The organism is Bradyrhizobium nivariense (genome assembly GCF_029846695.2).
GTDB lineage: Bacteria > Pseudomonadota > Alphaproteobacteria > Rhizobiales > Xanthobacteraceae > Bradyrhizobium.
Map to the genome: position 1 here is coordinate 1 of NZ_JARWCR020000115.1, position 14,154 is coordinate 14,154.

10 protein-coding genes and 1 pseudogene are annotated in these 14,154 nt (G+C 56.9%); 8 read left to right on the forward strand and 3 right to left on the reverse strand.

Going from position 1 to position 14,154, the window contains the following annotated elements:
- Positions 1-395, forward strand: a pseudogene (locus QCM77_RS43735) (hypothetical protein); the annotation flags it as partial.
- Positions 396-1,087: 692 nt separating this feature from the next.
- On the opposite strand, the gene QCM77_RS43740 reads toward QCM77_RS43735, so the two are convergent.
- Positions 1,088-1,534 (reverse strand): NUDIX domain-containing protein, encoded by a 447-nt coding sequence (locus tag QCM77_RS43740; RefSeq protein ID WP_280096891.1) that lies wholly within the window; start codon positions 1,532-1,534, stop codon positions 1,088-1,090.
- A gap of 418 nt (positions 1,535-1,952) precedes the next feature.
- Between QCM77_RS43740 and QCM77_RS43745 the strand changes: the two genes are divergently transcribed.
- Positions 1,953-3,380, forward strand: a complete 1,428-nt coding sequence (locus tag QCM77_RS43745; RefSeq protein WP_280096892.1) for a GumC family protein — start codon at positions 1,953-1,955, stop codon at positions 3,378-3,380.
- Between the two features lie 56 nt (positions 3,381-3,436).
- On the opposite strand, the gene QCM77_RS43750 is transcribed toward QCM77_RS43745, so the two are convergent.
- Positions 3,437-4,774, reverse strand: coding sequence for a lipopolysaccharide biosynthesis protein (locus QCM77_RS43750; protein ID WP_280096893.1), 1,338 nt, complete (start codon positions 4,772-4,774; stop codon positions 3,437-3,439).
- Between the two features lie 123 nt (positions 4,775-4,897).
- On the opposite strand from QCM77_RS43750, the gene QCM77_RS43755 reads away from it, so the two are divergent.
- The 4 genes from QCM77_RS43755 (at position 4,898) to QCM77_RS43770 (ending at position 9,770) form a co-directional block, all read left to right on the forward strand.
- Positions 4,898-6,115: a glycosyltransferase gene (locus QCM77_RS43755; RefSeq protein WP_280096894.1), complete on the forward strand. Its 1,218-nt coding sequence runs from the start codon at positions 4,898-4,900 to the stop codon at positions 6,113-6,115.
- Positions 6,108-7,418, forward strand: a complete 1,311-nt coding sequence (locus QCM77_RS43760) for an O-antigen ligase family protein (protein ID WP_280096895.1) — start codon at positions 6,108-6,110, stop codon at positions 7,416-7,418. The genes QCM77_RS43755 and QCM77_RS43760 overlap by 8 nt, the downstream gene beginning before the upstream one ends.
- A gap of 253 nt (positions 7,419-7,671) precedes the next feature.
- Positions 7,672-8,811 (forward strand): glycosyltransferase family 4 protein, encoded by a 1,140-nt coding sequence (locus QCM77_RS43765; protein WP_280096896.1) that lies wholly within the window; start codon positions 7,672-7,674, stop codon positions 8,809-8,811.
- On the forward strand, positions 8,808-9,770 hold the full coding sequence (locus QCM77_RS43770; RefSeq protein ID WP_280096897.1) for an NAD-dependent epimerase/dehydratase family protein: 963 nt from the start codon (positions 8,808-8,810) through the stop codon (positions 9,768-9,770). Before QCM77_RS43765 ends, QCM77_RS43770 begins: the two co-directional genes overlap by 4 nt.
- Before the next feature lie 15 nt (positions 9,771-9,785).
- Here QCM77_RS43770 and QCM77_RS43775 read toward each other — a convergent pair whose 3' ends face one another.
- Complete coding sequence (locus QCM77_RS43775; protein WP_347882446.1) at positions 9,786-11,075, reverse strand: glycosyltransferase family 4 protein; 1,290 nt, start codon at positions 11,073-11,075, stop codon at positions 9,786-9,788.
- Here QCM77_RS43775 and QCM77_RS43780 point away from each other — a divergent pair.
- Together QCM77_RS43780 and QCM77_RS43785 are read left to right on the forward strand one after the other, a co-directional pair.
- Complete coding sequence (locus QCM77_RS43780) at positions 10,976-12,049, forward strand: cellulase family glycosylhydrolase (RefSeq protein ID WP_280096898.1); 1,074 nt, start codon at positions 10,976-10,978, stop codon at positions 12,047-12,049. The genes QCM77_RS43775 and QCM77_RS43780 overlap by 100 nt on opposite strands.
- 365 nt (positions 12,050-12,414) lie before the next feature.
- Positions 12,415-14,154: Ig-like domain-containing protein (locus QCM77_RS43785; protein WP_280096899.1), on the forward strand; the 1,740-nt coding region annotated here is incomplete at its 3' end.

Consider the following 14,154-nt stretch of genomic DNA (forward strand, 5'->3'; position numbering starts at 1 on the left):
CGGACGCCCAGAACCACATCGCGCATATCACGCTGGCCGGCGACTACACCCATTCCACGTTCAATCTCTCAAGCGATGGAAACGGGGGCACCCTCGTCATCGATCCGCCCGCCGACGGGTTTAACTTTGCCCATCTCTCGGCGCCGCAAACGACTGCCGCTCCAGCGATTGTCCGGATTGGAAGCGCCGGCGACGGGTTCGTGTTCGGCCAATCTGGGACGCCCGCCAGCCACCCGGAAATCGGATCCAACAACTCGTATGGATACCACGCTTCTACCGAAGCGCTACATCAGGCTGGACTCGATTTCGATGCCAGCGCGCATCTTGCCGCCGAGCATGCACATTCGGTTGCGCTTCATGCATTCTCGGCGGAGGGATATCTGTTACATGCCTAGAGAGGCTGGCATGCGACGGGTTTCCACGCCTCGTCGCCGAGCGAATTTCTCCCGCGTTTTGGTGTCGCTGTGGTCATCGAGCGGGGATCGAGGTGATCTGCAGACGCTGTGGCGCTAGCGCCCGCCCATCGATGCGGTTATGTCAACCTGGTTCTCGGAACTAATGCATCCGCGGCAGATGAGCAGTTTTCTGGCGATCTTCGCTTCCCGGTCAGCCTCGATTTCGTCGTGGACCACCCACCACGCAGCTGAATAGGGACGCAACTCAGCTAAGACCGCTTCTCGTTGCAGGTTGGAATCCTGCGCCAGTGTGCTCGACTGTCTCGAAACTCGGTGCGATCGAGGCCGGTTAGGATTTTGCCCCAGACCGTCCCACGCGTATTGATACCGCAACGGCGAGGCGCCGGTGGCTGGCTTGGCCGAACCTTGAGCCGATGTCCAAGTGGGCTGCGAAGCGCAGCTCCCGAGTGCGACGGACAAGAGCAGGAGAAGCAATGTGCGAATGGCCATGATCGCGTACCGAAACCTGCGCCGTGCGCATCACGAGATCCGCGTCGATGAGTTTCGCGCGATATGGTTAACAATTGATTAGAATCGTCTTCGCTTGCCGGTGGGGTACTCTTTGATGAAGCGAAGCAGCTCGCGTTCGTCGAGGGTTCGACGGCGAGCCTTGGCAAGGCGCTTAATCCGCTTCAGTGCATCTTCACTTCAGGCCGTTCAAGAAACGCCCTCAGTCCGAACCGGGATGCAGGCGTCAAGTCCCCATCGAGATGGGAGAGGGATTGCATCAGCTCATCGGGATCGATGATTGCGAGCGAACCTTCTGTCACGACGATTTGGTCCGCGGGAATCCCTGTCACCAGAAATACGTGTCCCCGGACGATGTCGCCTCCAACAACCTCGCCGCATCCGTCGAGGGTTGTCAGAAACCCGAACCTTTCGGGTGCAACCAGATAAGTGATTTCCTCGTGCAATTCGCGAGCGATGCACGCCAGGTATGTCTCGCCCGGCTCGCGGTGGCCTCCGAACAAGGAAAGCCTTCCGGGATAAACGATGTCCGGGATGTCGTCGCGGCGCTGGAACAGATAACGGCCGGTGGTGTCAAGGACAACTGCAAGTGCGATGTGACGATCCGGCATTACGTAGCGTACCTTCGAAATGTGACAGGTTAAGCATAACGGTCAGTCCCAAGCAGGGCCAGATGATTTGCCTAACGAAGATGTGTATGTCTCTTGAATGGATCGCAGGTAACAGCTTTGATAGCCATTCCTGCAAAAGCGGCCGGCTTACAGGCTGAATGTGTGTTGAAGCAGAGATATCACCGCCGCCCGGGACGTGGGCATTGATGAGCAAAGTCGCCTAGAATTGGATGGTTTCGCGATCTTTGAGTTGTGCGGGACATTATTCGATTTGAATTTGATAAACAAAATCAGTAAATTAGCAGACGAAGTCGCGATGACCAAAACTCGCTTCAGAAACGCTGTAATTTGAGCATCAATCGACGTTGTTCCGACCGGTCCATGGCCCTATCCTTGGGACCGGCGGATAGGGGTTGCAATGACCAGTCTCGAACCACGACAGGATTATCGGGTAATTCTTCGACCGCAAGTTGAAGACCACCGGGCGGCCGAAAAGGACATCGAGCAATCCGATGGCCTGGAGCTATTCGTCCTTCGTGCGCTTCGTCGATATTGGTTAATCTCCGCGACAGTTTTCGTTTTAGGCATTCTTTCTGCACTGTTGCTGCATGCCTTGCTTGATACCAAATACGAGGCGACGGCGTCCCTCCTCATCGACAACGGCAAGCAAAGCGAAGCCAATCAGGGCTTTGATTCGGTCTTCGTAAACTCGCAGATTGAGTTGCTAAACAGCGAATTTGTCATCAGGTCGGCCATCCAAAATGTCGGCGACGGCAAGTTGTACCCGAAGAGCCCGGACAGGGAGTTTTCGCAGCTGCTAACCTATCTGGGCGTGGCCCAGAAAAAGATGAACAACCAGGACCGCGCATACAAGTCGGCGGCTCGCGCATTGAAGGTGCAACTCGAACCGCGGACCAGCATGATCCGGGTTTCTTTTCGGCATGAGGATCCACGCCTCGCCGCATCTTTTGTGAATGCACTCACGGATAGCTATCTGGGCAAATACAGGGCTCTTTACACCCAGGCTGGGGCGGCTGATTTCCTCCGTGGAGAGGTGGACCAACTTCAGCGCAAGGTAGCCACAGCGGCCGGGGTCTTGGGGGCCTTTATGACCGCAAATGGCACTTACGCAATCGATGAGCAGAAAAAACTCTTGCTTACCCGCCAGAGCGACCTCGCCAAGTCGGTGGCAACGGTGCGAACCGAACTGGCGCAGAGGCAGGAGGAACTGAGGGTTGTCGAGGAGCAGATCAGCCAGCTGAGGCCAAACGCCGCTCGCGCTTCGCAGGCTCGCGATCCGTCAAAGCCGGCGCCAGAGGCGGCAATTCCCTTACCCTACAACAGAAATCTGTTTGGCGACGATCCTCCGTTGCTGCTTGTGAAGCTTTATCAAGAATCCACGCAGCAGTTTCTGACCCTGAAGATGACGATCGCAGGGCTGCGCGCCGCAGAGTCGGCTCATACGGCCGAGCTGGACAACGTGGCAAAGGATCTTGTGACGCTGGCTCGCCTTGAGGCCGAAACCAATCGCCTCAAGAGGCAGCTCAGCTCGGCAGAGCAAGAGCTTGCGGAAATCACCTCGCGCGCGGGTGAAAAGCGGATTGCAGCGGCAATGACGGAGAACAATCTTTCGGCCATCAAGATCGCGCAGTCTGCGTCCGTCCCATTTGAAACCGCAGGGCGCAGCGTATGGCTGTTTCTGGCAATTGGTTCTTTTTTGTCCGCCCTGACTGCGGTTGGAGTGGCTTGCGCGTTGCAGCTGATCTCAGCCTATCGAAATCCGCCGACATACGTTGCTGCAAGCTTCCTGCGTACGGTCCGTTTCTACATGTTCTTTCCGAGCTAGAGAACATCTCCGACGACAACGGTTGGAGGAGTTTCGCTTTGTCTGGTTAGATCAATTCAGTGTGCGGCCTTGTCGCCCAGAACCGATATGGATTGCCGAATGGTTTGCGGACTGAGCCAGCCCAAGCGTCTGATCTCGGGGACATAGATCGACAATCCCCGCCAGGACAGGAGGAAGAGTACGAACTCGGCCAGGACGGTCGCGTAGGCGGCGCCCAACGCGCCAAGGGCTGGAACGAAAATGCAGGACGCGGCGATCGCCGTAAAGGCTGCGAGACCAAGGTATATGACTCGCGGTATCGTCTGCGGTTCAGTTACGAGCAGCGAACTGTAAGCGCTTTGCAGGAACCTTGTCGGAATTCCAATGCTCATCACCAGCAGAAGGTCGACAGACGGAACGTATCTCGATCCGAACATCCAGGGAATCAGCCTGCTAGCGGTGGCCATGAGGATGGCCATTGCGAGGATGCCAACCGAGGCCATCAGCAGGGCTGATACATAGAATGCGGCCGCGAATTTTGCGCGGTCATGGTGGCCCCAGTGGAAGATCCTTTCAGCGATGAACTTGGAGTAGAAGACGGAGGGAAACATCATCGCCGCAGAGACAATGAGAAACGCGATGTTGTATTGAGCGGTCTCGGTCCCGCCCCGGATGTACTCCAGAACCACAATCGGCCCCTGGAAGAATATGAGATAGATCGCGCCGAACAACAGAAAGGGGCCAGCCGAGCGGGCTGTCTCCAGCACCGAGGGATGGGGGTGCCGATAGCTCTTTAGAAGTCGCCCCCATGATCGCGCCGGAACCGCAACCAGACTCCAGATCACGGCGATCGCTCCCATCATTCCAAATCCCACGAGCACTGCCCGCAGGCTTGAAATGGTGAATGCTTTGAGGCAGAGGGCGACCACTGCGCGCCCAAGCTGGGTTATGATCTGCCAAAAGGCGACCTGACCGGCGCTCCGCTCGATCTGATAGCGAACCGACGACAGTTCTACGGCCAATTGTCCCAACAGGATCGGAACCGAGGCCGCCAGTAACAGCAATCGTTCGGAAGCGGGAAATTTTGCGACCGTCAGCGCATACGCCACGAGGCCGACGATACCAAGGCCGGTGAGAAGTGCCACAAGTTGCGCGGCGGGAAAGTACCAGCGAACAGCTTCTTCCTTTTCCCTGCCAACCACTTGCAGTAGAAACCAGTTCATTCCTCCCATGCCGATCAATGCTAAAAGGTTTACGATCGACGACAGGGCGGCAATCGTACCGAGAGCCTCCAGATCCATAGATCGGGCCAATGTCAGTTGCGCAATAAAGTTGAATAAGGCTGCAAGGAATGTCCCGGAATACAACAGCGTTAGCGCGCCTATCGCCCGCTTGATGAATGCGTTGCGGATCATCCCACCTGTCCTTTTCGTGCCACCGCTTGTCGCTGGCATGCAATCCGTTATCAAATCTATGGGGCGAATGCCCAGCGTATTGCGATCAGAGGTTAATCCATGACGAGGCGCTCGATACTCTTCGTGACTGACGAACTCTTCCTTCCCTTACCGTCCAAGAATGCGTCGGGTTGGCTGTATTACACCATAGTCGAGACCTACAAAAAGCGAGGCTGGAAGGTCTATTGCGTTTCGTTCTTCCGGGACCCGCAGCTGGCGGGATCGAGCGAAGTGAACTCGGCCTATAAGGAACAATTTTCGGATTTTCTCCTATTGCCTGGCTGGAATCGCGGGGGGCATCCGCTTGGTGCGATCGGTCAGGTCTGGAGAGAGGTGCTGCGGGCGCTGACCGGCAATGTCCTGTCGTCCCACCCATTTCTGTTCACCAACAGCGTCGGAAACTCGCGAAGGATCGCCAGGAGGTTGAACGCGTGGCAGGTCGACGTGATTTATCTCGCCAAGCCGCAATCGGTTCAATTGCTCGGTCGGGTCCTACCTCAATTGTCCAATAGCCGAAAACCGCTCGTGGTAATGAGTGCTCACGATGATTTTGTCAACCGAGCGATTGCCTACCGTGAGACGTATCAGAGATTGTTTGATGCGCTGAATTTGCCGCTGATCCTGCGCGATCATGCAAATGCCTGGATAAGGCATTACCTTGAGCGAATTGACGTTGCACGTTCGCGGCAGGCTGAAACGGAAATATTCGACGCTTGCCATTTGGTGCGCGTGGAGTCCGGGGATGAATTTGCTAATTACTCAGCCATAAACCAATCGACGGCGAAGCTCTCTCACAAGCCATTTTCCTATGCCGCTCCCGTTCAACGAGCCCACGAGACATCCGCTCAAGCGTTCGATGCCGGCTTCATTGGCTCAAATGACGTGATGAATCTCGATGCCGTCTTGTACTTACGGGACGTGATACTGCCGATCATCCGGAAGTCGGTGCCGGAGTTTCGTATGCTGGTTGCCGGGGGCATCTCGAGTAAGGTAGGGCCGCTCGTCGAGGGGGTGACCAATATCACTGTATGGGACCGTCTGGACAATGTATCGAAATTCTACAGCGCCATTCGCGTTGCCGCGGTGCCCCTTCGCGCGGGCACCGGCGTCAGCATCAAGGTGCTGGAGGCGTTAGCATTCGGAAAGAGGATCGTCAGCACTCCTGTCGGCGTCCGCGGACTGCCGAACAAGCTGCTGGCTGATGCGATCGTGACCAGCGATCCCAACGAGTTTGCGCAAGCCTTGTTGTGGGAGCGGACCCAGCCTGGCATGCCGCGCGGCGAGCTTGCCATCGATGGTTGAGTTCGACACGACGAAACCGCACTCGTTCATGGCGAACGCTCGGCTGAGCGAGGTGCTATTTGCTTCAGCCCTGGTGTGCTATCTCCTGATCGCTGCGGACATCGTGCCCGGCGTGACTGGTCTTCAGGCTGAGTACGAGCCCGGCTATCTCGATGTTGTAAACATTGACAAGGCTGGGGATGTCATACGGCAGGCGCTGCTTGCCCCGTTCTTTCTTGGTTCGGTCTATCTGCTGGCACGCGCGAGGCTGAAGGAGAATCTAAGACGGTTGGGATGGCCGGCCGCAATTGTGATCGCAATCTGCTTCCTGTCCGCCGCCTGGTCGTCAGATCCCATGGCGACCCTCAGAAAGGCGCTTGGGCTGTTCGGGACGTTCTCGGTGGGAACGTATGTGGCCAGCCGGTTGAGTTCGTACCGTTTTGCCAAGCTGGTGCAGATCGCAGTGATCGTTGCCCTGGCGGGTTCGTTCATATGGTTGCTCATCGCCCCGGACAAGGCTCTGGACACCAACGGCCAACTTCGCGGGCTCTTCAATCACAAGAATATCCTGGGCCAATTTGCCGGCGCTGGCTATCTCGCATTTCTTTCGCTCGCCGTCAGGGAAACGGGTCGTCGCCGGCTTGTTCAGCTTGGCGGTGCCGGGGCATGTGTTCTATCGTTGTTTCTGGCGAGCTCCGCAACGCCGCTGATTGCCATCGGATTCGTGACCGCTTGGGCCTATGCCAGATCCCGTTTGGGATTGCGGCCGCGGGAATTGGTCGTGCTTACCGTGGTAATCAGCGTCGGCGGCGTTCTGTTTCTGGTCGCGGCGCCCGATGCCTTTACCTCTATCATCGGTAGGGACGTGACGCTGTCCGGACGAACCAACATCTGGCAGTTTGCGCTTGAGATGGCGACGGAGAAGCCGCTGCTGGGATACGGTTATGGTATATTCTGGCTGGGGCCAAATTCCCCCGGATCACTGTTCTGGGACAAGACCCTACAGTTCGAATTGAGCGCCCATAACGGCTACTTGCAGTGTCTTCTCGACCTCGGGATGGTGGGGCTCTCGGCCACCCTCGTTACAGTGTTCAAGCCCCTTCTCGGGGCACAAACATCATCAGGCGTCAAGCGGCCTTACATTGATCGCCCCGAAAACTTCTCGGAGTGGTTTTTGATTTTCTTTCTGATTCTCAACGTGGCAGAAATCCGCTTCTTCGATCCAACCTCAGTCGTGACGTTCGTGTTCGCCTATATCTCCGCGCACCAGAGAGGGCGGATTGGGGATCGCCATGTCCGAGAAGGCCCCTCTGTTACCGATTAGGAGCCTCGCACTCCCCGTTTGGAATCGCGCCAAAGATCAGGCCAATCCGTTCGACCCGCGCGGCTGGCCCGTCGCACCTCATAGCAGATTGTGAAATATTGCCCACATTTTCACTGTTCACTCACTAGTTTATGATAAAAAACAAGCATAAGTTGGGCCGGTTAAGTCGTATCTTTGGCTACTATTTGGCAGCCAATGGTGTTGGTCCGCGATTGGAACTACTTTTTTATCGAGTATTGAAAGGCGGTGCCGCTTGCGCATTGGAGTATTTATTGAATTGTTCGCTCCCAGCGTGGGTGGACAGGAATTATTCTTTGAAGGGCTTTCCCGACAACTCGCCAAGAATGGGCACACGATCGATGTCCATTGCATCGGGCATATGTCCGATTTGGCGGCCGTCGAGAACATGGACGGGATAACGATTTTTCGGCACCCGATGGATGTATCTTACAAGTCCCCGCGCTTCAAAATGATGAAGCGGGCTTGGCCGACGATCATCAAATATGCGCTGCACGTTCGTCGAGTCGCCAGCGAATCGAAATACGATGTGCTCTTGTTGAATCAGTGGCCGCTTTTGCATGCGGTCACGATCCCAAAATCGCAGCGCGCCAAGGCCGTGATGCATTGGTGCGAAATTCGCACCGGGCTGTTCCACCGAACCATTCAAGCCCTCCTGCCGCGGTTCGTAGCCAGAAACGTGGCGGTGAGTGACGCTGTCGGCCAAGCGATCCAGCAATTCAGCGTTGGTCCGGTGCATACGCTCCCCAGTGGAATTGATATCGAGCTTTATCGCTCGCTTCCTCGGAGTAAGCGCTCGGGAATCTGCTATCTCGGCAGGATGGCGCCCCACAAGAACGTTCCATTGCTGATCGACGCCTTTGAGTTGCTGAAGGATCAGGGCTACGTCGGTTCGCTTACCCTGGCGGGCGATGGGCCCGCTTTTGACGTCATCAGGGAGCGGGCCAGAATTTCCCGATACGCGTCCGACATCGTCCTGCCTGGCCTGATCTCGGACAGCGACAAGATCGAACTCTTGTCGAAATCCGAAGCTCTTGTCATCTCGAGTCTGCGGGAAGGCTTTCCGAGAGTTGTCGCCGAGGCGATGGCCAGCGGCCTTCCAGTCGTTACATGCGAGTATGAAATGAACGGCACAAAGGAAGTCGTGCGCTCTTATGATTGCGGGGTAGTGACGCTTTCGGCTCCGGACCATCTTGCTCAAGGCGTGCGTGACGTGATCGCAGGCTGGGACCACTACTCGGGGACAGGCCGTTCGGCGGCAAAGGCGCTCGACTGGACTTTGATAGCGGACACGTTTGAGCAATTGGTTGCTCCGGCCCTCGACGATCGACCTCTGTCCCTTTCCGGCCGTTTCAGCGAAGCCAGTGCCGTATGAAGCGGAGAATTGTGGTTGCGGGCGGTGCCGGCTTCGTCGGGCGCCAGCTAGTTCGAAAGTTGCGGGATCGGCACGAGGTTTGCGTCGTAGATGCGCTGAAGTTCGGGAATCGCTTCAGCGAGAGTGAGAGTGCCAATATTGTGCTGGAGAAGGTCGATATTCGGGATTGGCGCTCGGTCTCGGATGTCATGGAACGATTTCGTCCCGAAATCCTCATCAATCTCGCGGCAATTCACTTCATCCCTGAGTGTGAACGCGACCCCGTGCATGCCGAGGAGGTCAATGTCCTCGGAACGATGAACCTCTTGCGCGCATGTCCGGCCGGCGCGCGCTTTGTTTTCGCCAGCAGCGGCGCGGTCTATCAACCGGACAATGCGCCTCACGATGAGGCCAGCTCGGCAGTTGAGCCAGCCGACGTCTACGGCATGACGAAATTGCACGCCGAGCATTATGTGCGATACTTCGCCAAGCAGAGAGGGCTCCAAGGAGCCATTGTCAGGCTTTTCAACGTGGTTGGGCCGGGGGAAACCAGCCCGCATATTTTGCCCGAAATCGTCTACCAGCTGAAGGCGGGGAAGACCAGGATCAGGCTCGGGAATGTCTGGCCCCAGCGCGACTACATCCACGTCGACGACGCGGCGGAGGGGTTCGGACAGGTTGCGCTGTATGGCGACATTCCCGCAGGCGAAACGAAACTGGTCAATTTGGGCACCGGCAAGCAATATTCGGTGTCGATGATCCTGGATGAACTTCGGTCGCTCACGGCGCTTCCAATTGAAGTCGAGCATGATGCATCGCGCGCCCGGGCGGTTGACCGGCCATTTCTGCAAGCGAGCATCGCCAGGATTCAAGCCGATTTCGGCTGGTCCCCAAGGATGAACATCACCACGGCGCTAGCGGATCTTTGGAAAAATCCCGATCTCGCGCCCAATCTCGTTGAACAGTTGCGCAATCGCTAAATGCAGATTGCGTTTTCAGCGCGGGCGACGGAGGCGACTTTCCGAAATGGCATTCTCGTAGATGCGCAGGTGCGCCGTGACCTGGCTTTCGATCGTGAATGCTGTTGACGCAAACGACGCTGCCCTCGCAGCGAGCGATTGCGCCAGTTGAGGGGAGTCAAGGAGCGACGAGATATGTTCTGCAAATTCTGCAGGGACCAGCGGGTCGGCAAGCAGGCCGGTCTCGCCGTGGTGTATAAGTTCCTGGTTGCCAGGGATTCTTGATGCGACGACCGGCACCCCCATTTTCATCGCCTCGACCACCGAAACCGGAACGCCCTCCCAGAGCGAGGGCAGTACAAAGATACGCGCTCTCGACATCAACTCGAGCGCGTCAGCCCGAGATTTCGGACCGGCCATGGTAATCTGGGATTCGACCCCAAGGCTCTTACAACTTTCGCGCACAGATGCCCCCAGCTCACCGCCGCCGACGATTAGCATCGTCGTGTGTGGCCTCTTCATTGCCGCTAGAATCGCCGGCAGCGCGAGCGGATTCTTCTGGGGATGCAGGCGTCCCACAAAGACGATGTCGAATTCGGGTTGCGGGGAGATTGTGCATCCCGCCGGCAGTTCAACGCCGTTATAGACCTGGCTCCACCGCTGGGGATCATCGATCAGTCCTTCCTTATGAGCGAAAGCCTCGTCCGCCTTTCCGACAAGGATAATCCGGTCCGCGCGGCCGATGCACAGCTTCTCCATCAGCTTGAAGAACTGTCGGCTGCCGGTACCTTTTCGGTCATAGTGGAAGCCATGAATCGTGTAGGCGAGGGCTGGACGCTTGCTCCGAGGCAGAAGAGATACGGGCAGCGCCGACCTTGCGCCATGGGCGTGAACGACATCCGGCGCTTCGCGCTCGAGCAACTCCGATATCTCCCGCGATATCCTGATGACGTTTTTCCGGCGGCTGAAATCGAGGCCAAACGTCGTCCACCCCTTTGCGTTGGCGCGGTCGAAAAAGTAACTTCCGGTCTGCGTTATAACGGCAGTTTCAACGCCCCTTGCTGCCATCCCGGCGCACAATGTTTCTACGACGACTGGGCCTCCTCCGGGATTTCCGTCGGCCATAATATGAACTACGCGCATTCGTCCAGACCAGTGTTGGTCGCTCATCGAGTTCGGAGAAACTCGATCGAATATATGATACACATAGAACAACGGGATGCTCGATGGAAGCGACGATGAATGGCGGGAACGGCAGGCAAGTCCTGGGATTGGCGAAGCGGGTGGCGAGGTTCGTCGTTTTGCTCGTGGTGCTTGGCTTCCCATCGGTCTGCCGGTGCGGTCCTCTGCAGAAGGGTATCAACGCTGGCGATCTTCTCTTTATGCCACAGTGGGAGCTCCGATCCCGGTTTGCAGAGTTCAGGGATGTTGGCGTCAAATGGCTGAGAGTGGAGTTTGACTGGAATCGCATCCAGCCGGATAGCCAGGATACGTACAATATCCAGCAGCATGACCGGATTATCGCTCTGGCCCGCGAGTTCAATATTTCCGTCCTGGGCCTGATCTATTTCTGTCCCGCATGGGCGAACGGCGGACACAAGCCGCCGGCATATCCTCCGGCCGATCCAAGTGCGTTCGGCCGGTTCGCTGCATACTTGGCGACAAGGTACGCATCTGCCGGTGTTCGCCATTGGGAGATATGGAATGAGCCGAATCTTGGTGGCAGCTGGGCGCCGGCTCCGTCACCCCCACAGTATGTTGCGCTGCTTAAGGCTGCCTACGAAGCCATCAAGGAGGTCGACAGCGGCGCCACCGTCGTATCAGGAGGCCTGGCGCAGCCAAATAACACCGGCACAACCATGCGCGCTGCAGAATTCCTGGATGCGCTTTACAGGAACGGGGCGCGACCGTTCTTCGATGCGGTCGGCAATCATCCATATACGTCTCCGAGCCCCCCTGATCGGGCAAACGGAAATTCCTGGCAGCAGATGGAAAGCTCGGAGGGTCTGCGGGGGATCATGGCCAGGTACCAGGATCAGGCGAAGTTCATATGGGTGACGGAGTATGGTGCTCCGACCGACGGGGAGGCAAACACGGTCATTTCGGAGACGGCCCAGATCCAGCTTCTCAAATCGGCCTTCGGACTCGCGTCGGAAAAGTCGAATTTCGGACCGATTTTCTGGTACAATTTCAGAGATTGGTGTCCGAAGGGCAAGACTGATCCCGATTGCTACTATGGACTTCTGAGATTCGACAATTCTCGAAAGCCCTCATACGCAGCATTCATCGATTTGCACTGACGGACCGAGATCACAGATTCCTCGGGCGTCGCAGAATCAGCGTGAAATATCGGTAAATGCCCTATTGCCGGCTGCACTGTTTTGCGGCAGCTGGAAATCCATACGAGTCTCGTTGGCGAGCGCGCACAGCGCTTGGTCGATTTGGCAACACATGAAGATCCGTAGTTGCACGGGGGCGGGACCGCTCGTTCGTGAGATGCAGCCTCAACGTTCGCCAATCTTAAGGCATCATTATCGCTACCAGCTCGACCTTGATCTTCCTTCTTCGATAAAAACGAGAGTCACCCGTTCAATCGATTGCAATGCTTGTCGCGTAGTCTGTAACTCGATACGACCGCCATCCGGTCGTCGTTGCAGGGCTTATAATGACGACCGCCATATCAAATGTGACAGCGATCGACACCGCCAAGTTTGTGCAGTCTATCGGCGTAAATACTCATCTTGGCAACTGGACGGTGTATGAGAATATTGGCCTGGTTGAGAGTTCACTCGCGTACCTTGGAGTGACGACCGTCCGCGACGGCAGCATGTTCTCGACGGCGCACGCTCAGGCGGCGTATTCACAACTGGCGAGTGACGGAATCAAGTTTGACTTTTTCACTCCGCCAGGAACCAACCTCTCGACATTCATCAAACAGCTGGACGCATTTGTCGCAGCTCATCCGAACGGGCTGTTCGCGATCGAAGGCCCCAATGAGGTGGATATCCAGACCTTTTCGTACAATGGCAGTTCGTCATTATCCAGCGCGGCTGCATTCCAGAAAGCACTTTTTGCAGCCGTTCAGGCCGATGCAAACCTGGCGGACGTGCCGGTTTACAATCTCACGCTATCTCAGCCGAACAGCGCCAACTATAGCCAGGTAGGAAATCTCTCGTCGTCGGCCGACTACGCCAATATTCATGCCTACGTCTGGTCGGGGGCCACCCCGAACCAGGTCCTGCTGAACGACATGAAGATTGCACAATGGGACGCGTCCGGATTGCCCGTCATCTTCACGGAAACGGGCTACGACACGATGACGAGCGATCCCATGAGCGGGGTCGATCAGACGGTCCAGGCGAAGTACACGCTCGATACCTTGATGGATGCGTTCAAGGACGGCGTCGCGCAAACCTTCCTGTATGAACTCTTCGATGAGGCATCTGATCCTAACTTTACGAACAAGGAAGCTCATTTCGGCCTGTTCAACAATGATGGCAGTCCAAAGCTTGTCGCGACCGCAATACACAATCTCACGACGATTTTGAGCGATACCAACGGCTCGCAGCCATTCACACCCGGCAGCCTAGCGTATAGTCTGGACAACATGCCATCGAGCGCCTCCCAGATGCTACTGGAGAAGCACAATGGCACCTTTGATCTTGTGGTGTGGGATGAGCATGTCATCTGGGATCCGAACCTTAAAAAGGAGATCGCGTCTCCGACCAGTGATGTGACGGTCAATCTCGGAAAGTCCTATGGGGTGATTTACGTCTACGACCCGCTCGTCGGGACCAGTCCCATCGCGACCTACACGAACGTCTCGCAGCTGCATGTCACGTTGACTGATCATCCACTTGTCATTCAGGTTGGCGATGGAAGTGTGACGTCGGGCCCTTCTTCGGCGGGTTCGGTCGCTGATACGACCCCACCTGCCGCACCCAGCATTGCGGCGTTCTCGCCCGACAGTAGCGTTGCGGGCGATGGCATCACGAAGGCCAATCAGCTGACGCTGACCGGGACCGCGGAGGCTGGCAGCAAAGTCCTGGTGTTCGATGGAGCGACTCAGGTCGGCACCGCCACGGTCGATGCCAGTGGCAACTGGTCGTTTGCGACCGGCACGTTGGTCGATGGGACGCATGCCTTTAAGAGCCAGGCGGTGGACGCGGCCGGCAATGTCAGCGTGACGTCTGGCGCCTTGAACGTCACGGTTGATACGGTCGCGCCCAATGCGCCGGTTCTCGTCTCGGATACGCTCGCCGCGTCCAACAAGGTGGTGGTCTCGGGAACGGCGGAGGCTGGCAGCACGATTAAGCTGTACGAGGGCAACACGCTGCTCGGCACGGCGGTGACGGCGTCCAATGGAGCGTGGAGCGTCACGACCGGATCTCTTGCGGCGGGGCCG

Excerpts from the sequence above, each read along its gene's own strand:
- QCM77_RS43750 (WP_280096893.1), bottom strand. The coding sequence starts at position 4,774 with ATGATCCGCAACGCATTCATCAAGCGGGCGATAGGCGCGCTAACGCTG.
- QCM77_RS43775 (WP_347882446.1), bottom strand. The coding sequence starts at position 11,075 with ATGGGAAGCCAAGCACCACGAGCAAAACGACGAACCTCGCCACCCGCT.
- QCM77_RS43760 (WP_280096895.1), top strand. The coding sequence starts at position 6,108 with ATGGTTGAGTTCGACACGACGAAACCGCACTCGTTCATGGCGAACGCT.
- QCM77_RS43780 (WP_280096898.1), top strand. The coding sequence starts at position 10,976 with ATGGAAGCGACGATGAATGGCGGGAACGGCAGGCAAGTCCTGGGATTG.
- QCM77_RS43740 (WP_280096891.1), bottom strand. The coding sequence starts at position 1,534 with ATGCCGGATCGTCACATCGCACTTGCAGTTGTCCTTGACACCACCGGC.
- QCM77_RS43745 (WP_280096892.1), top strand. The coding sequence starts at position 1,953 with ATGACCAGTCTCGAACCACGACAGGATTATCGGGTAATTCTTCGACCG.
- QCM77_RS43770 (WP_280096897.1), top strand. The coding sequence starts at position 8,808 with ATGAAGCGGAGAATTGTGGTTGCGGGCGGTGCCGGCTTCGTCGGGCGC.